We start from the raw sequence: 19,849 nt of genomic DNA on the forward strand, positions 1-19,849 counted from the left end.
TCTAATACAAATTAAATAATGAAATTATATTTCAAATTGTAACCAAAAACGATTGTCAATTAATCAGTACATAAACAGCCTACCTATTTATGCAGATTAATGGGAAAATAGCCGCATCTGATATTTTTTAATCCTCTTCAAGGTGACCATGAGCCCAGAATTACAGAATTTAATCAGCCTAATTAAACTCGAAAAAATTGAAGAAGGTATTTTTCGGGGACAAAGTGAAGATCTTGGTTTGCCGCAAGTTTTTGGCGGGCAAGTTGTTGGACAAGCAATGTATGCTGCAAAACAAACCACGCCAGAAGAGCGGATTATCACTTCCTTTCACAGCTATTTTCTACGGCCTGGGGACAGCCAAAAACCAATTGTCTACGATGTAGAAATCTTGCGTGATGGTGGAAGCTTTAGTACACGCCGCATTAGTGCTATCCAAAATGGTAAACCTATCTTCTTTATGACGGCTTCTTTTCAAGAACAAGAAGACGGTTTTAACCATCAGAATCTAATGCCTGATGTTCCTGCGCCAGAACAATTAATTTCGCAGGATGAAATCATTCAACGTTTCGCGGATCAACTGCCCGATGCAGTTAAAAAATATGCGTTACGACCTAATCCTTTTGAATTTCGTCCTATTGAGTTCTATAGCCCGTTTGATAGTGCACCTCAAGAACCCTTTCGCTATATTTGGTTTAAAGCCAAAGGTGAGCTCCCCAATAGCCCTGAGCTACATGACTACTTACTAGGCTATGCATCAGACTACAATTTCCTACCGGCCGCATTACAACCGCACGGGCGAGGTTTCATGGAGCGGGACTTGCAAGTTGCAACCATTGACCATTCCATGTGGTTCCATAGACCTTATCGCATTGATGAATGGTTACTATATGCCATTGAAAGCCCTTCCGCTTCCGGTGGGCGTGGTTTTGTTAAGGGGCAAATTTATAACCAGCAAGGAGATTTAGTGGCAACAACCGTACAAGAAGGTGTTATTCGTAAGAGAAAACCTCGCTAATACCCACAATCTCTTATCTCTGCTCATGAAATGAAAGTAAGCCATTACTTCTCAAGATATTAAGAGCCTTCTACTACGAGGCTCTTTTATTTGATATCTCATAGAATACACCACGCTATTGGAGCAATATCTGTCAGTAAGCACTAACTAAACTAATAATGCTTCCGCTGCTTCATCACGGGAATTCAATGATTCGCCAACCTGCTGTAATTGATACATTTGATAATAGCGCCCTCCCTGTTGGAGGAGCTGAGCATGAGTTCCTTGTTCTACAATCATCCCTCGATGTAATACGACAACATGGTCTGCATCTACAATGGTGGATAAGCGATGAGCAATCACAACCAATGTAGTATTTTGACGAATAACGCGTAGTGCCTTCTGAATTGCCTGTTCGGTCCCCGAATCAATATTCGCGGTGGCTTCATCCAAAATCAAAATTTTCGGTGTTATCACCAGTACTCGAGCAATCGCCAATAATTGGCGTTGCCCCACAGATAAAGTATTCCCTTGTTCACCTAATAAAGAGTCTAATCCATCCGGTAATTCACGAACATGTTGAGCTAATTGTACGGTTTCAAGCACTTCCCACACTTTTTCTTGGGAAACCTCACGCCCTAATGCCACGTTATCAAAAAATGAAGCCGCCAATACAACGGGATCTTGCTGTACCATGGCAATACCATTGCGTAATACTTGATGAGACAGTGAGTTTAGGTCTCTCCCATCCAGTAATATTTCCCCTTCTTGCCACGGGTAATAACCCATAATTAAGTTTGCGATAGTGCTTTTCCCACTCCCCGTATGCCCAACCAATGCAACAAAATGGTGTTCAGGTACAGACAAGTTAATATCATCAAGGACTTTTTTATCTGCACGATAAGCAAACGAAAGATGCTTAATTTCAATCGCCCCACCTTGCAATGGCGCAATATTTTCGCCATACCCTTGCTGTGGACTATCCATTAATTCAAAAACACGTTCACCGGAGACAACCGCTTGTTGCAGCATCGATTGTTGAGAAGTTAATTCAATGAGTGGTTCGTTTAATCGTCCCAAATAGTTAATGAAAACATACAGGACCCCAACCCCAACGGTGCTGGTTCCGTCAAACCCAAATAGCAACAACAATCCACACAGTACACAAGCGGAAAACAGGCTTAGTAACGGTCTGAGGAGTAACCCATCCAATTTCAATGCTTTCATTCTTGAATGGTAATGATCTTCACTCGCAGACAACATTTTTTGACCAAATCTCGCTTGTTGTAGAAATTGTTGAATGACTGTCATACCGTTAATAACTTCATTAAAGCCGTTATTAATATCCGCTAAATATGCCCTAACTCGGCGTACAATTGGTGTACTTAGGCGTTGATAAACCAGCATAACAACCAGTACCGCTGGAAATATTAATACCGCAATGGACGCCATTTTCCACTCTAAAGAGAACATCGCCACTAACATAGCGCAAATCAATGCTAAGCTACGAAATACGGTTGGTACGACCATAACAAACAGGTCTTTGATGACTTCAGTGTCGTTAGTCACTCGGGAAATAATCTGCCCTACGGGTTGCTTATCAAAAGCACTCAAAGGCTGGCGTAAAGCCGCATTCATCACATCCGTTCGTAAGTTTTGTACCACACCAACAGATGCTTGGTTAAACAGTATTTTTTGATAGTAATGGAGGAGTGCGGCGATAATTTGCAATGCAATAAATCCTATCACCATATATAACGTAAGCGGCATGATAATCTGTTTTTTTGCCACCATGTTGTCAATAAAGTAACTAATAAGTAAGGGTCCACTCACTTCTGCTGCGGCTGCCAGCCACAGCATCGTTATCGCGATCACCATCGTCCGACGGTAAGTTTTACCATAAGATAATAAGCGTTTTAGTGCCGGCCATAGCGGCTTTTTCTGGTTCATAGGTCACCATCCAAAGCAGCTTCAATTTGCTGATAATGATACATATCACTGTACCAACCTGATTCCTTAACTAACTCTTTGTGAGTTCCCTTAGCAACAATCCCACCATGACATAACACGAGGATATTATCAGCATCGACCAAAGCAGATAAACGATGGGCACTAATAATCAAAGTTCGCCCCTGTCTCCAGTCACTCAAATTTTGCAAAATAACGTGTTCCGTTTGCCCATCTACCGCAGATAACGCATCATCCAAGACCAATATCTCGGCATTTTTCAAAATGGCTCTCGCAATGGAAATGCGCTGTTTTTGCCCACCGGAAAGCATGACTCCACGTTCTCCCACTTGGGTTTGATACCCTTCAGGTAGCCGTAGAATATCTTCATGAACACAAGCAATACGAGCAGCATCTTCTATTTGTGCCATAGTGGCATCTGGCTGCCCAAGAGCGATATTATTTGCCACTGTATCCGAAAACAGGAAAGCGGATTGATTGACGATAGATAGCCTAGCCCGCCATTCATCGAGCTGAATATCAGTAAGTGGCTTATGCTGATAACTAATTTCGCCATCACTCACATCAAAATGACGTTGTAGTACAGTAATTAGTGTCGATTTACCGGACCCCGTTGGTCCACATAAACCAAGAAATCCACCAGGCTTCAACGTAAATTGAATGTCTTTCAGAGCATACCGCTGAGTTTCAGGATAAGAAAACGTTCGGATATTCACACTTAACTCGCCTTTTTCAGCGAGCAAACTTTGGTTACCATCTTTAATCACTAATGGCTCATTGAGTAAACTTAAAATTCGGCTATAAGCTGCACTACCACGCTCAACGATATTAAACATCCATGCAAGCGCTAACATTGGCCAAATCATCAAACCTAAGTACATCACGAAACTGGTGAGCTCCCCGAGAGTCAAGGTATTATTCAATACCATCCAGCTCCCACCAGCTATGGCTAATAGGTTTGCCATACCAATTGCCATAAAAATGGTCGGGTCAAAGCGAGCATCAATCTTTGCGACATGCATATTGCGTCGCCCTGCTTCAGTGGCAACTTGTTCAAACTGGTTAGATTGATGATCTTCCAGACCAAATGCTTTAATCATTCGAATGCTGGTTAAGCTTTCTTGAGCATGGTTATTTAAAGAAGAGAAAGCGCCCTGAGCGTGTTTAAAGCGGTGGTGAAGTTGGTCGCCATAGCGCTTAATAACCAATGCCATAATAGGCATAGGGATCAGGGCAAGCAGTGTTAATTGCCAACTAATTTCAATACTCATCATGATAAGGACAGCACATCCCATCACTAAAGAGTCTACAAGGGTCAGCACCCCTTCCCCCGCAGCAAATACCACGCGGTCGACATCATTCGTAGTCCGAGCAATAAGATCGCCTGTACGATATTTCAAATAAAATGGTTGGTTTTGTAAACTGAGTTGTCGATAGATTTGTTGCCTCAACTGAACGGCTAACTTATAGGAAGCACCAAACAACCATAACCGCCAAACATAACGTAACCCATAAACCGTTAAGGCAATAGCTAACATCGATAAGACGTAATTAACAAGTTGTTGATTAGTCATCGAGCCTTTACTTATGCCGTCCACAATCACACCAACGAAACGTGGAGGAATTATCTGTAGAATGGCAATAACCACAAGAAAACAAATAGCGCCGAGATAACGACGCCATTCGCTTATAAAATACCAACGTAACTGTGAAAATAATCGCACGTATTACTGCCTTGAATGATGTTAGTAACTGCCTACTTTCTTTATTGTTAATGACTTTGTGTTTTAGCCTATATGGCGCCAATTTAAGTAAGCTAAATTAGTCGGGAATGGGCAGTACTGTCGTATATTTGATTTTTTCCATTGCAAAACTGGAGGTTACATCAATTAAGCCGTGAACACCATTAACCAACTTCTTATAGAATAGATCATAGGATTTCATATCATGGACTTCAACCTGCATCAGGTAATCATATTCTCCCGCCATACGATAAAATACTAAAACCTCAGGAAGCTTTTCGACAAAGGAAACAAACTGCGCGTACCATTCACTATTGTGCTGCTGGGTTTTAATCATGACAATGACGGTCAATCCTAATCCTAGTTTTTCTCCATCAAGGAGTGTGACACGACCTCGAATATAGCCTTCATCTTCTAGTCGTTTTAATCGCTTCCAACATGGCGTGGAAGTTAAGTTAACGGCTTCCGCTAATGAATTTAATGATAGGCTGCTGTCATTTTGTAATAAGCCAAGTAGTTTTTTATCTATTTTATCCAGCATATATAGCCCCTAGGCGGATTCCTGTATCAGCAAAATTCTATCATGATGAAATAATAAAGCTGTTATGAATTGCAAGTATTGTAGAATAACTTTGCATAAATAGCCGAAAAATAGCATAAATTGCTTATACCATAAGGGTATAGTACAAAAACAAGCTGTTCATTACGCTTCTAGACCGCTAACATAGGGCTCAATTAATTTCCTCATTATTGCAAGCTCAGGAGAGACTTATGAAACGCGCCGTTGTCGTCTTCAGTGGAGGGCAAGATTCAACGACCTGCCTAATTCAAGCACTCAAAGATTATGATGAGGTTCACTGTGTGACCTTTGATTATGGGCAACGTCACCGCTTAGAAATTGAGGTCGCACAAAAATTGAGCCTCCAATTAGGTGCAAAAGCGCATAAAGTTCTCGATGTCTCATTACTCAACGAACTTGCGATAAGCAGCCTAACCCGTGACAATATCCCTGTCCCTGATTATGAAGAAAGTGAAGCAAGTGGGCTTCCAAGTACCTTTGTGCCTGGTCGAAATATTCTATTTCTGACGCTTTCCGCCATTTATGCTTATCAGGTCAACGCAGAAGCAGTGATCACTGGCGTGTGTGAAACTGATTTCTCGGGCTACCCTGATTGCCGTGACGAGTTTGTCAAAGCACTGAATCATGCTGTCAATTTAGGGTTAGCAAAAGATATCCGTTTCGAAACACCGCTTATGTGGTTAGACAAAGCTCAAACTTGGGCTCTTGCTGATTACTATGGGCATCTTGAAACTATCCGTACACAAACACTGACTTGCTACAATGGTATCCAAGGTGACGGCTGTGCTGAATGCGCAGCATGTCATTTACGTAGCAAGGGTTTGAATTATTATCTCAATAATAAGCAAACCGTTATGGACTCCCTACTCAAACACCTCAATAGCATTAAGTAATTCAGCCGGCCAACCAAGACTGCCCCTCGGTTGGCTATACTTCAATACATGCATCTATTTTATTTTTCAAAGACTCAATCTTTTCGTGTAATTCATCTTCAATCACCATCGCTTTATTGCTTTTTCCATCAATGAACACAAAAGTGACATAGGCATCGGAAACCACTTCGTCTTCACCATTACGGTGACGAATAATTTGCTGGTAACAAACAGCACTTTTAACACCGATTTTATCGATTTTTGACGTCACGGTCAGTTCATCCCCCAAACCAACAGCTTGGAAGTAGTTCACATTGATATTTACAGCAGCCATAATAATTTTGTGCTGGATAGCCCACTCAATGAGATTTGCCTTTCCCATCCAATCCCATCTATCCGCTTCGTAAAATTCTAAATATCGAGCATTATTTACATGTTGGAACACATCAATGTGGTAACCGAGTACTTTAATCTGTATCGCCATAACTACTCCGACCAGTTAATTTATTTGGTAACATAAAAATAACAAATATTTAGAAACTCTGCTGAATAAATCTCACTTATCAGACTTGGCTCTCATATTTACTTTTTAAATCAAATTGATTAGAACAAAACATACCGACTAATAATTTTTAACTTATATTTAGAATTTAATTTCAATAACTGAGCACTTAAAACATTCTTTTTATCTACATAAAGTTAGCTCACAATGAAGTGAGCTAATATTTTGCTAAAGCACGAGTTTTTCTCGATTTTTTTCTAAAAATGCCGGACCTATTCCTTGTACCTCAAGAATATTTTCTATGGCATTAAAAGCCCCAAACTTCTCTCGATATTCGACAATAGCTTGCGCTTTCTGCTTACCTATACCGCTGAGTTTTCTCGCTAACTCTTCTGCACTCGCTTGATTAATATTGACCTGATCAGGGGAAGTTAAGTGATTTGTACTTTTTATTTCATCACTATTTTGAGACTGCATAATCGAAGTCACCGGTTTTTCTGTTTCCGCTTTCTTTACCGCCGCAGAGACGGATAAAGGGCACAATATCGCAACCATTAACACTGTCCCTAATCCTTGTTTAATATATTTATTCCATTCCATCATTGTTCTCCTATGTGTGTTGAAACTCCACAATGCCAGAGAATTTTTTCAAAAACTTTTCTTCGAACTATACAATGCGAAAGGCCACCCTATGGGTGGCCTTCTATTACATATATTGCATTTTTAATTGCGAAGCACTTCGCAACTATCCTATGCTGAAAGCTTATTCTAAGCTTTGTACTTCAATTTTTGCATTTGTACGTAAGTTCAGCATTAATGCTTCATTCACAGCAGAGCTCATTGCACCACGATATTCGTTAGCTAACTGATTAAGTTCATCCGCAGTTGGTTGACCTAAAGTGACTTTATCTAGTTGGACAATCAACAGGTTATCTTTTTGATCATAAGCGATTGCATACGTTGGCTTGCCTTCTGCCGGTGGTGTCATTTTCATTGCAACACCCGTTACATCAGTAGCTGGAGCAAGGAATGAAACCGTTTGAACAGCACCAAACTGGGTATCAGCGGCTTTCAGTGCTTCGTCACCTTTACCTGCTTGTAACGCTGCCAGTAATTTCTCACCATCTGCTTTTAACTGTGCAGATGCTTTTTGGCGCTTAACCAATGCTTCAATATCCGCTTTTACCGTCTCGAATGGCTCAATTGATTCCGCTTTATATTGAGCAACACGTAAGACAAACGCACGGTCACCTTCCACGTTAATAACATCTGAGTTAATGCCTGTTGAACCGTTTTTATCCACTAAGCGTTCGCTGAATACTTCATTAACCACCTTAGGGAAATTCAGTTCTGCTGGCGGGTTTTGACGATCAAACCAACCTGTAGTGACCACTTTGAGACCGGAAATGCTTTCAACGGAGGCTAATGATTCATTGTCATTCGTTGCTGCTTCACTGACTTTTTGTTGTAAGTCATAGAATTGTTTAACGCTTTTATCTTGAACCAAACTAGTTTCGATGCTGGATTTTACTTCATCAAAAGGCTTAACAGCTTCCGGCTTCACATCATCTAAACGGAATAAAACATAGTTATCTTGAACTTTGATTGGCGCAGAAACTTGACCTTTTTCAGTTAAATTAGCGCTAATAATTTCACTTGGCGTGGAGGTCGCTTCCATCCAGCCAATCACGCCTTTATTGCCCGCACTGAATTTATCTGTCGATTTTTCTGTCGCAAGTGTTGCGAAATCAGCACCACCTTTCAGTTCAGCTTCTAAAGCTTGCGCATCTTTTTCTGATGCAACTTGGATCATGCTATAAAGCTTTTGTTCTGCTTTCGTGAAGTTTTTCAGATTTTGTTCGTAGTAAGATTTCACTTCTTCATCAGTGACTGACGCTTTAGGCATTGATGCTGCGTCCATTTCTACGTAACTCACTTGAACTTGTTCAGGCGAGATAAAACTGTTTTGGTTTGCCGCGTAATAAGCTTTCAGCTCATCTTCAGTCACTGTTTGTTTTGCTTGTAATGCAGCCAATGACAACGTTGCAGTGCGTACCTCACGCTCTTGCATAAATAATTCAGCGTAAGCTTTAACTTCCGAAGGTAGCGCAAATTCTGTTCCGGTGAACGATTTACCTAATTGTGCACGCACTAAATCTTGACGAATTTGAGCGGCAAAATTGTCTGCATTGATATTGTAACGGCTTAAAATTTCGCGATATTTTTCACTATCAAACTTTCCATTAGTTTGGAAAATTTGCATAGCAAAAATAGCCTGCTCAATTTGTTGATCGCTGGCAGAAAGTTGTAATTCATTAGCATATTGATTAATCAATTGATTATTGATTAAGTTATTCAAAGCTTGGGTACGCAGCTCTTTCATGTAGTTGTCATTACTCGCAACTTCAGAGAATTTATCTCCTAAGTATTCTTGTAACGACTGGCGTTCTTGCTGGAAAGCTTGCTGTAATTGTTCCTTGCTTATTGGCTGTCCATTGACTTCAGCAGCATTATTACTTGAGCCACCAATCACATAGCCAGCAACACCTGTCAGCACGAATGACAAGATAATAATAGCTAACAACACTTTAATAAAAGGACTGTTCGCCTTCGTGCGTAGATCTTCCATCATAAAAAGGCTTAACTCCGCTTTGCTTTGTTGAATTTCTTAATATTACGCTAATTTTAACTCAGATAGAAAAAAAAGCGCACCATTTCCATGGCGCGCTTATATATTAGCTGATTAAAGACATTACGTCAGTTTGAGTTTTCGCAAAAATGCGTGAAAGACGAAACTAAACTCAATTAACCGTTAACAGCGTCTTTAAGACCTTTACCTGCACGGAATGCAGGTACTTTTGCCGCAGCGATTTTAATTTCTTTACCTGTCTGCGGGTTACGACCAGTACGTGCTGCGCGTTGACGTACGTTAAAAGTACCAAAACCAACTAAAGTAACATCATCACCCTTGCTCAGAGACGTCGTTACAGAAGCAACGAAAGCGTCGACTACGCGACCTGCTGCGGCTTTAGAAATATTCGCTTCTGCAGCGATTTTTTCAATCAGTTGAGACTTATTCACTATTATCATCCCCATATTAGTTTTGACTTTATCGGTTAATTAACCAACTACAGTATAGTTAACATTACTAAGTATAGTTAATTAATGATGCAGCCGTTATATCAATCCTGAATATTAATGGCAAGAAAACAGATAGTACGCTAACCATTATCAGAATCTTCGCTAAATTAACGACGAAAAAAAAGGCTGACAAGCCCTAAATTAGCTGTCAGCCTTACTTTTATACAAACTTCTTGATTCAGCTCACTCTTTTAGCTTTCTTTTGGACCACTTCAGCCCCAAAAGGAGGATTGACCAATGCTAATGAGAGTACTTCCTCAATTGTCTTAACAGGATGAATTTGCAAATCAGCAATCACATTCTGAGGGATTTCTTCTAAATCACGCTTGTTATCATCTGGGATCAGCACGGTTTTAATACCACCACGATGAGCTGCCAGTAATTTTTCTTTTAGCCCACCAATTGGTAATACTAAGCCTCGTAACGTAATTTCACCTGTCATTGCCACATCCGCTTTCACAGGGTTACCCGTTAAGCAAGAAACCAGTGCCGTTGACATCGCGATACCCGCACTTGGACCATCTTTTGGTGTTGCGCCTTCCGGAACATGAACGTGAATATCACGTTTTTCGTAGAAGTCACTGTTAATGCCTAGTTTTTCCGCGCGAGCACGAACAACCGTCAGTGCAGTTTGGATTGACTCTTGCATCACTTCACCCAAAGAACCCGTATATGTTAGCTTACCTTTACCAGGTACACAGGCAGTTTCGATGGTTAATAAATCACCACCCACTTCTGTCCAGGCTAATCCAGTAACTTGCCCTACACGGTTTTCAGTATCAGCATGACCATAGTCAAAACGACGAACACCCAAGTAATCTTTCAGGTTATCTGCTGTTATCTCAATATGCTTCAGTTTTTTATCCATCAGCAATGCTTTAACAGCTTTACGACATAATTTAGAGATTTCACGCTCTAAACCACGCACGCCAGCTTCACGAGTGTAATAACGAATGATGCTCATGAGTGCACCATCATCGATAGATAACTCACCTTTTTTCAAGGCATTACGCTCGATTTGTTTGGATAACAAATGTCTTTTAGCAATATTCAGCTTTTCGTCTTCGGTATAACCAGAAAGACGGATTACTTCCATACGGTCTAATAATGGAGCAGGAATATTCATCGAGTTCGATGTCGCGACAAACATCACGTCAGACAGATCATAGTCAACTTCCAGATAATGGTCGTTGAATGCTACGTTTTGCTCTGGATCTAACACCTCTAATAGTGCAGACGCAGGATCACCACGCATGTCTGATGACATTTTGTCGATCTCATCCAATAAAAAGAGTGGGTTTTTAACCCCAACTTTCGCCATTTTTTGGATAAGTTTGCCCGGCATTGAACCAATGTAAGTACGGCGGTGACCGCGGATTTCCGCTTCATCACGTACCCCACCCAGCGCCATACGAGTGTATTCACGTCCTGTCGCTTTTGCGATGGATTGGCCCAGTGAGGTTTTACCTACACCTGGAGGTCCAACTAAGCACAGAATCGGCCCTTTGATTTTGCTAACACGGCTTTGAACCGCGAGATATTCAAGGATACGGTCTTTGACTCGTTCTAAACCATAATGGTCAGTATCGAGCACTTCTTGTGCTTTCACTAAGTCTTTTTTAACTTTACTGCGTTTATGCCATGGAACCTGAACCATCCAATCAATGTAGCTACGAACAACTGTCGCTTCCGCTGACATTGGAGACATCATTTTCAGCTTCTGCAATTCTGCTTCCGCTTTTTCTTGAGCCTCTTTTGGCATTTTTGCTTCTTCGATTTTACGTTTCAGCGATTCGTTTTCATCTGGAGCATCATCCATTTCGCCAAGTTCTTTTTGAATCGCTTTCATTTGCTCATTCAAATAGTACTCGCGTTGGCTTTTTTCCATCTGCTTTTTCACGCGGTTGCGAATGCGTTTTTCAACTTGCAGTAACTCAGTTTCTGACTCCATCATTGCCATCAGGAACTCAACACGCTCAGCAATATTTGCCATTTCTAAAACGCGTTGCTTATCTGCCAGTTTTAACGGCATATGTGAAGCAATTGTGTCAGCCAGTTTATCTAACTGATCTTGCTCAATCGTATGCAGTGAAGTCAAAACTTCCGGTGGAATTTTTTTGTTCAGTTTGATGTAACTTTCAAATTGGCTAACGATAGTGCGATATAAAACTTCTTGCTCTTTTTCGTCGACCAATTCAGCAGCGCTAGGCTCTTTAGATGCATCATCGTAAATAGCCGCTTTCGCACTGTCATTGGGTAAATACTCAGCTTGAGCTAAGAAATATTCACCATTGTCAGTCAGGCTAGTAATACGTGCGCGACGTAATCCTTCGACTAACACCTTAACGGTACCATCAGGTAACTTCAGCATCTGAATCACAGACGCAATTGTCCCAACAGTATATAAGTCATTCACCCCAGGTTCATCGGTTGAGGCTTCTTTTTGCGCAACCAGCATCACTTGCTTATCATGATCCATTGCTGCTTCCAGACTGTGAATGGATTTTTCACGTCCAACAAACAGTGGGATCACCATATGTGGGTACACCACTACATCACGCAGAGGCAATACTGGTATTTCAATGCGTTCGGAACGCTCTGGATTCATAAAGCTCTCTCTTCGTTTAGCACACGCCAGTTAAGGGTTTCTGCTTATAACAGAAAAAATTCTTGCAAAACACTGTTATATAAACAGCGCTATTTCAAAATAAGGAAACCACAACTAAGAATATAAACTATATGGGGACAAGATTTTAGCATTCAATGGTTAGTTAAGCATAAAAAACAAAATGAGGGTTCCCCCTCATTTTATTTGATTATTTATTGAACACAGGTGAGAAGTTAATTATCACCAGAAGCTTGAGCATCCGGCTTGCTGTATATCAGCAGCGGTTCAGACTGTTCATTAATCACGTTTTCATCTACAACCACTTTTTCAACATCACTCATTGAAGGTAGGTCATACATGGTATTTAGCAAGGCAGCTTCAACAATTGAACGTAAGCCTCGAGCTCCCGTTTTACGCGCCATTGCTTTTTTCGCAATCGCTGTTAATGCTTCTTCACGGAACTCTAATTCAGTACCTTCTAAATTAAACAGCGCTTGGTATTGCTTAGTTAACGCATTCTTAGGCTCTTTCAGAATCTGAATAAGTGCTTCTTCACTCAACTCAGTCAGTGTAGCAACGACTGGAAGACGCCCAATGAATTCAGGGATCAAACCAAACTTGATCAAATCTTCAGGTTCAGCTTGAGTGAGTAATTCCCCCTCAGTAGCCTTCTCTGATTCGCCTTTAACTTGTGCTGCGAAACCGATACCCGAACGAGTATTCAGACGCTGACCAATCACTTTATCCAGACCTGCGAATGCACCACCACAGATAAACAGAATTTTCGAGGTATCTACCTGTAAAAATTCTTGTTGAGGATGCTTACGACCACCTTGTGGTGGAACAGCTGCAACAGTACCTTCGATCAGTTTCAGTAATGCTTGCTGCACCCCTTCACCGGATACATCGCGCGTAATAGATGGGTTATCAGACTTGCGCGAAATTTTATCAATTTCATCGATATACACGATACCACGCTGAGCTTTTTCGACGTCATAATCACATTTTTGCAACAGCTTCTGAATGATGTTTTCAACGTCTTCACCCACATAACCTGCTTCAGTCAATGTCGTCGCATCTGCCATTGTGAATGGCACATCCAGATAACGCGCTAAGGTTTCTGCTAATAATGTTTTACCGCTACCAGTAGGACCGATTAGCAGAATATTACTTTTGCCTAATTCCACGCCATCACTAGTTTTATCGCCATTACGAAGGCGTTTATAGTGGTTATAAACCGCAACCGCTAAGACTTTTTTAGCTTTTTCTTGGCCAATAACGTAGTCGTCAAGATGCTGTCTGATTTCATGGGGAGTCGGCAATTCACTACGCTCACGATGCGGAGCCAGTTCTTTGATTTCTTCACGGATGATGTCGAGGCACAAATCCACACACTCATCACAAATATAGACTGACGGACCGGCAATCAGCTTACGCACTTCATGCTGACTTTTTCCGCAGAAAGAACAGTACAGTAATTTACCTGCCCCCTCTTTGCGTTTATCTGTCATCAGTAGACCTCACTTATATTTATAATGCCTTGTTTATCTAGCTTTCGTAGCAAAACAAGGCAACAAATTTTCAAAAATTTTAAGATATAAACGAATTATATCAAAATGCTCGCAAATTAACGGCTAGTATAAATATGGTCAACTAAACCATATTCTTTTGCTTCATTTGCGGATAAGAAACGGTCGCGTTCTGTATCGCGACTAATTTCTTCGATGGATTTCCCAGTATGCTGAGCCATCAATTCATTCATGCGTGACTTCACTTTCAAGATTTCTTGGGCGTGGATTTCAATGTCCGTCGCTTGGCCTTGATAGCCACCTAATGGTTGGTGGATCATAACGCGGGAGTTTGGTAAGCAGAAACGTTTACCTTTTGTACCTGCGGTTAATAAAAACGCGCCCATTGAACACGCTTGTCCCATACAGATAGTGCTAACATCCGGCTTAATAAATTGCATGGTATCGTAAATTGACATCCCAGCGGTGATCACACCACCTGGTGAGTTAATATACAGTTGAATATCTTTTTCTGGGTTTTCTGCTTCAAGAAATAGCATTTGAGCGACAATTAAGTTCGCCATATGATCTTCCACTTGACCCGTTAGGAAGATAATACGTTCTTTTAAGAGACGTGAATAAATATCATATGAGCGTTCACCTCGAGAGGTTTGCTCGATAACCATTGGCACAAGTGCCATTTGGGATGCTAACTGCTCCTGACCGCCAAAATGTGACATCGAAATCTCCTATTAAAAACTTTCTGGTGCTTGCGCCTAATTTGCTGTCTGTCCGCCATTTTGGGCAGGAATTGTGCTACAAACAATATTTCTAAAAAACACGTTTTCTAAATTAGTTGTATCTGTATGCTTATGATCTTCGCTTACTTCATTATTTTAGCCACTTTTTAAATAATAGGTTAAAAAGTGACAGAAGAATTAAGCCAGAACACAGTTAGAAACACTGTGATAAGCAAGATGCTCTGTTAAAGAGTTTAACACAAGTCTATCTAGTTACACGGTTTTATACTGCTGAAAAACGTGTTCCACACAAAAATCCGCTCATCATCCTGCGAACAATATTTTGATGACTCTTATTATAATTAGGGTTTAAATGTAATTTTCAAGATGATTTGCACAAAGTCTAAATATTACGGCTCTAATTGACAAAAAACCCGCAGTGAAACACTACGGGTTTTTGTTTTGTACTGCTAAAAAGAAAAATTAACCAGCTTGAACTTGGTTCATCAGCTCAGTGAAGTTAGTTTCTTTTTCAGTCACTTTAGCCGCTGCCAGAATCGTTTCTACAGCTTGCTCTTCTAACGCTAAGTTACGAACACTGTTCATCAGCTCTTCATTTTTGCTGTAGTATTCAATAACTTCTGATGGATCTTCGTAAGCAGATGCCATGTCTTCGATCAGCGCTTTAACGCGATCTTCGTCAGCTTTCAGCTCATTAGTACGAATAACTTCGCCTAACAGCAGACCAACAATTACGCGACGCTTAGCTTGTTCTTCGAACAGTTCACGTGGTAATTCCATCGCTTGTTTTTCGTTGCCACCAAAACGCTGTGCAGCTTGACGACGCAGAACATCGATTTCACCATCAACAACTGCTGCTGGAACTTCGATTTCGTTAGCGTTAACCAGACCATCTAGAACTTGCGCTTTCACACGGTTACGAACTGCATTTTTCAGTTCACGTTCCATGTTTTTACGAACTTCTGCACGCAGACCGTCTACTGAACCGTCAGCGATACCGAAACGCTTAACGAATTCTTCAGTAAATTCTGGTAGTTCACGTTGCTCTACTTTCTTCAGAACGATAGCAAACTTAGCCGCTTTACCTTTCAGATTTTCTGCATGGTAATCTTCTGGGAAGTTAACTTCGATATCGAATTCTTCACCCGCTTTATGACCCACAACGCCTTCTTCGAAGCCTGGGATCATACGACCTTCGCCCATAACCAGTGCGAAGTCTTCAGCTTTACCACCTTCAAACTCTTCACCGTCGATAGAACCAGTGAAGTTAATAGTGATACGTGAATCAGCAGTCGCTGCATCTTCAACTTCTTTCCACTGTGCTTGTTGCTTACGCAGAGTTTCCAGCATGTTGTCGAGGTCTTCGTCTTTCACGGTTACAGCTGGTTTTTCAACTTCGATAGTTTCAAAACCTTTTAATTCGATTTCTGGGTACACTTCAAACTCAACCGCATAAACGAAGTCTTTACCGTCTTCGAACATTTCTGGTTTGTAGCTTGGAGCACCAGCTGGATTGATTTTTTGTTCAATGATTGCATTGATAAAGTTACGTTGCATCACATCACCCAGAACGTCTTGCATTACAGACGCACCGTAGCGTTGTTTAACGATGTGCATTGGTACTTTCCCTTTACGGAAACCATCAACACGAACTTTCTTAGCAACGTTTACCAGCTCGCTATTCAGCGCTTTTTCAATATCAGTGGCAGGAACGGTGATTGTTACACGACGCCCAAGGCCTTGAGTCGTTTCAACAGAAACTTGCATCTTCTTACCTCAAAATAAATCTTAGTGATCGGTCTACTCCAGAGTTATGCCATTAAATCATAACGGCAATCTCCCTTCCAGAACCGGGGGCGTTACTTTCATAACGGTCATCCCTGATATCAGAAGCGTCCCGAAACCTTACTGAAAATTAGACGCAGCATTATACCGATGCATGCGCTCTGAGTCGAGAAAAGCCGATAAAAGAAGCGATCATTCCTCTTTATTTGTGACTTTTCTGACTAAAAATTCATTTTTCTCTCTCAAACTGAGGAAAAAATGTTCACTTGCGGTGACTTAAACAAACATATTTTTGCTGCTTTGTTACCATCGACGCATTGAATTAGCGATTCACACCACCTACACCACGACAAGCTGGCGATTTTAGCGCAGTATTTGCTAATTCATTCCACTCTTTCGGTGTATAGGTATGTAATGCTAATGCATGGATGCCACCTGCAAGCTCGTCTGCCAAAATAGCATAAATTTCACGATGACGACCAATCATACGTTTGTTTTCAAATTTATCGCTGACCAAAACCACTTTAAAATGGCTCTCTGAACCCGGCAAAACATTATGTTGATGACTTTCATTGATCACCTCCATGTGTTCCGGTTCAAATGCAGTCTTTAGCTTTTCACTCACTCGAGACTGCATCGTTTGTGACACATTGGCGCCCATAGAGACTCCTAAATTAATTGAATGCAGTAAAGCACACAGAAAAAAATCGCCCTAGTATACCGTTAATGGCTATCTTCTTATTATGGAAATAGCGGATAATAGCATCGACATTGTTAGGACCATGGTCTGGGAACGCAAAATATTCTTCAACTGCACATTTATGCGAATTTTTTCTCAAACTGTTGTCTAATAGTGTTGAGTTGTTGCACCCCGAACCATAACGGAACATTTTCAATTAGGAAAGATGAACTGGGAAGAATTATGTTAAGAAGACTGTGTTTTCCACTTTTTGCGTTATTTTTATTAGCGGGCTGTACAGCACCGTCGAATACGCTATCCCTCGAACCTAAAATTGCCTTACCCGCAAAAAATCCAACATTAAATGCCACTTCAATTAGTGTAAGTAGCGTTGATAACCGTCCAAACCGTTCATTAGCTGAAATTAATCGCAACGGAAGTTTAGTGGTTCTGAACCCTTCTCGCGACCCTCGTTATTTAATGCAAGAAGCGGTTGAAAAACAGATGGCAGCACGTGGGTTTATGGTGACTTCCCCAGCGAATATCAACTTAGTTGTCCAGTTAAACAAGCTGAACACTCAAGTAAGCGAAGGAAGCTTACGACATAATATTACAGTTAACTCCAGCGTAGCCGTCAATGCAACTGCGCCGAATGGTTCGACAAAAACCCGAACTTATAGCCGTAATTACAATACTCAAGGAACGTTAGGCGCAACTAACGAAAAAATTGAAGCTGCGATTAACTTAGCGTTAAGTGATTTAATTTCCGATATGGCTAAAGACCAAGAACTCGCCGATTTTATCAGACAAAATTCACGATATTAATCGCGCATTCCGAATGATTTCATACTAGTATCATTCAGGTTTTTCGAGGCTAGGCAAAGCATCCGCCGCCCCCAACCATCCCAAGCTATACTTTTAATACAGATAGCTTGGGCTGTTTCTATCTTTCTGCTGCGCAACTCTTCGCGCAATGTAATACACCAGCATCAGGCGATGAGGGAATAATGCCACGTTTTACACAGCCCAATTTTACACTACCCAATAATATCACCTTAATTTTACTGGGATTCGTTTCAGGATTGCCTCTGGCATTGACCGCTGGAACATTGCAAGCTTGGTTAACCGTTGAAAAAATTGATATTAAAACCATCGGTTTCTTTTCCCTTGTTGGTCAAGCTTATGTTTTAAAATTTCTATGGTCTCCCATGATGGATCGCTATACCCCACCATTTTTGGGGCGCCGTCGTGGGTGGTTATTAACAACACAGATTCTGCTTGTTATCAGCATTGCTGGAATGAGCTTTATGAATCCTTCAGAACATCTTTGGTGGTTAGCAGCGCTGGCGGTCACAGTCGCTTTCTGTTCCGCCTCCCAAGACATTGTTTTCGATGCATATAAAACTGACTTACTAAGTGCAGAAGAGCGTGGTATTGGCGCAGCAACGTCCGTCATGGGTTATCGCATAAGTATGTTGGTTTCTGGCGGATTGGCACTGTGGCTTGCTGACAAATTTCTCACGTGGCAACAACTTTATTTGTGCATGGCTGGACTGATGTTTATCGGTATTTTCGCGACACTTTTTGCGAAAGAGCCTCAAGAAAATACCGCGCCACCGACATCCCTAAAAGATGCTATTTATGAGCCACTTGCCGAGTTTTTCAGTCGAAATAACGCTTGGCTCATTTTATTGCTTTTAATCTTTTATAAGATGGGTGATGCGTTTGTCATGGCATTGAATACCAACTTTTTGTTGAATGCCCTTGGCTTTAGCTTAAGTGAGGTGGGAACGGTCAATAAAACCGTTGGAATGGCGGCTACCATTATCGGGGCACTATTTGGCGGTTATTTAATGAAAAACATGAGCTTATTTAAAGCTCTACTTGTCTTTGGTGTACTTCAAGGTGGCTCTAATATTGGTTACTGGTTCCTTGCTGTTACACCACCCAATATTATTAGTATGGGATCCATTATTTTCCTCGAAAATATTTTTTCAGGTATGGGAACTGCGGCCTTTGTTGCCCTATTAATGACCCTATGTAATAAATCGTTATCAGCAACACAATTTGCGCTGCTTTCAGCCTTATCCGCAGTAGGTCGTGTTTATATTGGTCCTGTTGCTAGTATTTTTGTCAGTACCTATGGCTGGCCACTATTCTATTTAATTTCCATTGGTGTGGCTGTTCCTGGCGTTTTATTACTACTCGCTTGCCGCACTTCGCTGGTTTACACCCAAACAACAGGGGAATTCCAGCGCAGAGAATTATTCCCTAAAGCCTACAAAATAGCAGTTTATGCCCTAATTATTGCCGCATCTATATTGGCTGTCTGGTTAATCAGTTTGCTAATCACATCATTTGCCAGCGTGAAAGTTTACTTGTTTACTTCCCATCTATCACTATGGTTAGCGCTTCCTTACTATCAAAACCTCATATTTAACATTGGGATAGCTATTGGATCTATGAGCCTTATTGTGGGTGGTACACTCGACTACTTGGCTGTCCGAAAAGCAACAAGACATAAACTAGCATAATGTTTTTGAAGAATTTTCATTCTATCTAATTCAAGATTCCCCAATTTGAACTAATTAATTTGGGGAATCTCTCCTATTTTCCCAAATTAGATCTCCCTAGCAAATATCACCTAAAGATTGATAAAAACGTGATACTCATCACTCATCCTTTGAAATATGTTTTTTAATTACAAAT

Annotated in this window: 16 protein-coding genes; 4 read left to right on the forward strand and 12 right to left on the reverse strand. The window is 41.0% G+C overall.

The annotated features are described in order from the left end of the window. The first annotated feature begins 148 nt into the window (after nt 1–148). Complete coding sequence (gene tesB, locus PSF16_RS07970) at nt 149–1,015, forward strand: acyl-CoA thioesterase II (RefSeq protein ID WP_006662762.1); 867 nt, start codon at nt 149–151, stop codon at nt 1,013–1,015. Nucleotides 1,016–1,162: 147 nt separating this feature from the next. On the opposite strand, the gene PSF16_RS07975 is transcribed toward tesB, so the two are convergent. From PSF16_RS07975 to PSF16_RS07985, 3 genes are all read right to left on the reverse strand, one after another. Further along, on the reverse strand, nt 1,163–2,944 hold the full coding sequence (locus tag PSF16_RS07975; protein ID WP_272689084.1) for a SmdB family multidrug efflux ABC transporter permease/ATP-binding protein: 1,782 nt from the start codon (nt 2,942–2,944) through the stop codon (nt 1,163–1,165). Beyond that, nucleotides 2,941–4,686, reverse strand: coding sequence for a SmdA family multidrug ABC transporter permease/ATP-binding protein (locus tag PSF16_RS07980; RefSeq protein ID WP_272689085.1), 1,746 nt, complete (start codon nt 4,684–4,686; stop codon nt 2,941–2,943). The genes PSF16_RS07975 and PSF16_RS07980 overlap by 4 nt, the downstream gene beginning before the upstream one ends. A 97-nt stretch (nt 4,687–4,783) precedes the next feature. Next, a complete protein-coding gene (locus tag PSF16_RS07985; RefSeq protein WP_006657227.1) occupies nt 4,784–5,245 on the reverse strand; it encodes an Lrp/AsnC family transcriptional regulator in 462 nt (153 codons plus the stop codon). Between the two features lie 230 nt (nt 5,246–5,475). Between PSF16_RS07985 and queC the strand changes: the two genes are divergently transcribed. After that, on the forward strand, nt 5,476–6,177 hold the full coding sequence (gene queC / locus PSF16_RS07990; RefSeq protein ID WP_006657226.1) for a 7-cyano-7-deazaguanine synthase QueC: 702 nt from the start codon (nt 5,476–5,478) through the stop codon (nt 6,175–6,177). Between the two features lie 34 nt (nt 6,178–6,211). Here queC and PSF16_RS07995 read toward each other — a convergent pair whose 3' ends face one another. The 9 genes from PSF16_RS07995 to bolA all read right to left on the reverse strand — a co-directional run bounded on the left by PSF16_RS07995 (nt 6,212) and on the right by bolA (nt 17,122). Next, entirely contained in the window at nt 6,212–6,640 is a 429-nt protein-coding gene (locus tag PSF16_RS07995) for an acyl-CoA thioesterase (RefSeq protein ID WP_006657225.1), read from the reverse strand. Between the two features lie 246 nt (nt 6,641–6,886). Next, nucleotides 6,887–7,258 carry a ComEA family DNA-binding protein gene (locus tag PSF16_RS08000; protein WP_036961879.1) on the reverse strand — a complete coding sequence of 124 codons (372 nt, stop codon included), beginning with the start codon at nt 7,256–7,258 and terminating at the stop codon, nt 6,887–6,889. A 163-nt stretch (nt 7,259–7,421) separates the two neighbouring features. Next, a complete protein-coding gene (gene ppiD / locus PSF16_RS08005; protein WP_006662767.1) occupies nt 7,422–9,290 on the reverse strand; it encodes a peptidylprolyl isomerase in 1,869 nt (622 codons plus the stop codon). 173 nt (nt 9,291–9,463) lie between these two features. After that, nucleotides 9,464–9,739 carry a nucleoid-associated protein HU-beta gene (gene hupB / locus PSF16_RS08010; protein WP_006662768.1) on the reverse strand — a complete coding sequence of 92 codons (276 nt, stop codon included), beginning with the start codon at nt 9,737–9,739 and terminating at the stop codon, nt 9,464–9,466. Between the two features lie 238 nt (nt 9,740–9,977). Then, the gene (lon, locus tag PSF16_RS08015) at nt 9,978–12,407 is read right to left on the reverse strand and encodes an endopeptidase La (protein ID WP_272689086.1); all 2,430 of its coding nucleotides are present in this window, start codon (nt 12,405–12,407) and stop codon (nt 9,978–9,980) included. Nucleotides 12,408–12,640: 233 nt separating this feature from the next. Next, the gene (gene clpX, locus PSF16_RS08020) at nt 12,641–13,918 is read right to left on the reverse strand and encodes an ATP-dependent protease ATP-binding subunit ClpX (protein WP_006657220.1); all 1,278 of its coding nucleotides are present in this window, start codon (nt 13,916–13,918) and stop codon (nt 12,641–12,643) included. A 116-nt stretch (nt 13,919–14,034) separates the two neighbouring features. Then, nucleotides 14,035–14,655 (reverse strand): ATP-dependent Clp endopeptidase proteolytic subunit ClpP, encoded by a 621-nt coding sequence (gene clpP / locus PSF16_RS08025; protein WP_006657219.1) that lies wholly within the window; start codon nt 14,653–14,655, stop codon nt 14,035–14,037. Between the two features lie 483 nt (nt 14,656–15,138). Further along, nucleotides 15,139–16,443, reverse strand: coding sequence for a trigger factor (gene tig / locus PSF16_RS08030; protein ID WP_006657218.1), 1,305 nt, complete (start codon nt 16,441–16,443; stop codon nt 15,139–15,141). Nucleotides 16,444–16,783: 340 nt separating this feature from the next. Further along, nucleotides 16,784–17,122: a transcriptional regulator BolA gene (bolA, locus tag PSF16_RS08035; RefSeq protein ID WP_006657217.1), complete on the reverse strand. Its 339-nt coding sequence runs from the start codon at nt 17,120–17,122 to the stop codon at nt 16,784–16,786. A gap of 261 nt (nt 17,123–17,383) precedes the next feature. Between bolA and PSF16_RS08040 the strand changes: the two genes are divergently transcribed. Next, a complete protein-coding gene (locus tag PSF16_RS08040; protein ID WP_036961876.1) occupies nt 17,384–17,965 on the forward strand; it encodes a YajG family lipoprotein in 582 nt (193 codons plus the stop codon). Nucleotides 17,966–18,147: 182 nt separating this feature from the next. Further along, nucleotides 18,148–19,674: a muropeptide MFS transporter AmpG gene (gene ampG / locus PSF16_RS08045; RefSeq protein ID WP_272689087.1), complete on the forward strand. Its 1,527-nt coding sequence runs from the start codon at nt 18,148–18,150 to the stop codon at nt 19,672–19,674. The last annotated feature ends 175 nt before the right edge of the window (nt 19,675–19,849 follow it).

Origin of the sequence: Providencia sp. PROV033 (assembly GCF_028484855.1) — a bacterium.
Classification (GTDB): Bacteria; Pseudomonadota; Gammaproteobacteria; order Enterobacterales; family Enterobacteriaceae; genus Providencia; species Providencia alcalifaciens.

Bases quoted from the DNA above. Each gene is read 5' to 3' on its own strand.
- queC (WP_006657226.1), top strand. From the start codon at position 5,476: ATGAAACGCGCCGTTGTCGTCTTCAGTGGAGGGCAAGATTCAACGACC.
- PSF16_RS08040 (WP_036961876.1), top strand. From the start codon at position 17,384: ATGTTAAGAAGACTGTGTTTTCCACTTTTTGCGTTATTTTTATTAGCG.
- clpP (WP_006657219.1), bottom strand. From the start codon at position 14,655: ATGTCACATTTTGGCGGTCAGGAGCAGTTAGCATCCCAAATGGCACTT.
- tesB (WP_006662762.1), top strand. From the start codon at position 149: ATGAGCCCAGAATTACAGAATTTAATCAGCCTAATTAAACTCGAAAAA.
- PSF16_RS07995 (WP_006657225.1), bottom strand. From the start codon at position 6,640: ATGGCGATACAGATTAAAGTACTCGGTTACCACATTGATGTGTTCCAA.
- clpX (WP_006657220.1), bottom strand. From the start codon at position 13,918: ATGACAGATAAACGCAAAGAGGGGGCAGGTAAATTACTGTACTGTTCT.
- PSF16_RS07985 (WP_006657227.1), bottom strand. From the start codon at position 5,245: ATGCTGGATAAAATAGATAAAAAACTACTTGGCTTATTACAAAATGAC.
- bolA (WP_006657217.1), bottom strand. From the start codon at position 17,122: ATGGGCGCCAATGTGTCACAAACGATGCAGTCTCGAGTGAGTGAAAAG.
- ampG (WP_272689087.1), top strand. From the start codon at position 18,148: ATGCCACGTTTTACACAGCCCAATTTTACACTACCCAATAATATCACC.
- ppiD (WP_006662767.1), bottom strand. From the start codon at position 9,290: ATGATGGAAGATCTACGCACGAAGGCGAACAGTCCTTTTATTAAAGTG.
- tig (WP_006657218.1), bottom strand. From the start codon at position 16,443: ATGCAAGTTTCTGTTGAAACGACTCAAGGCCTTGGGCGTCGTGTAACA.
- lon (WP_272689086.1), bottom strand. From the start codon at position 12,407: ATGAATCCAGAGCGTTCCGAACGCATTGAAATACCAGTATTGCCTCTG.
- PSF16_RS08000 (WP_036961879.1), bottom strand. From the start codon at position 7,258: ATGGAATGGAATAAATATATTAAACAAGGATTAGGGACAGTGTTAATG.
- PSF16_RS07975 (WP_272689084.1), bottom strand. From the start codon at position 2,944: ATGAACCAGAAAAAGCCGCTATGGCCGGCACTAAAACGCTTATTATCT.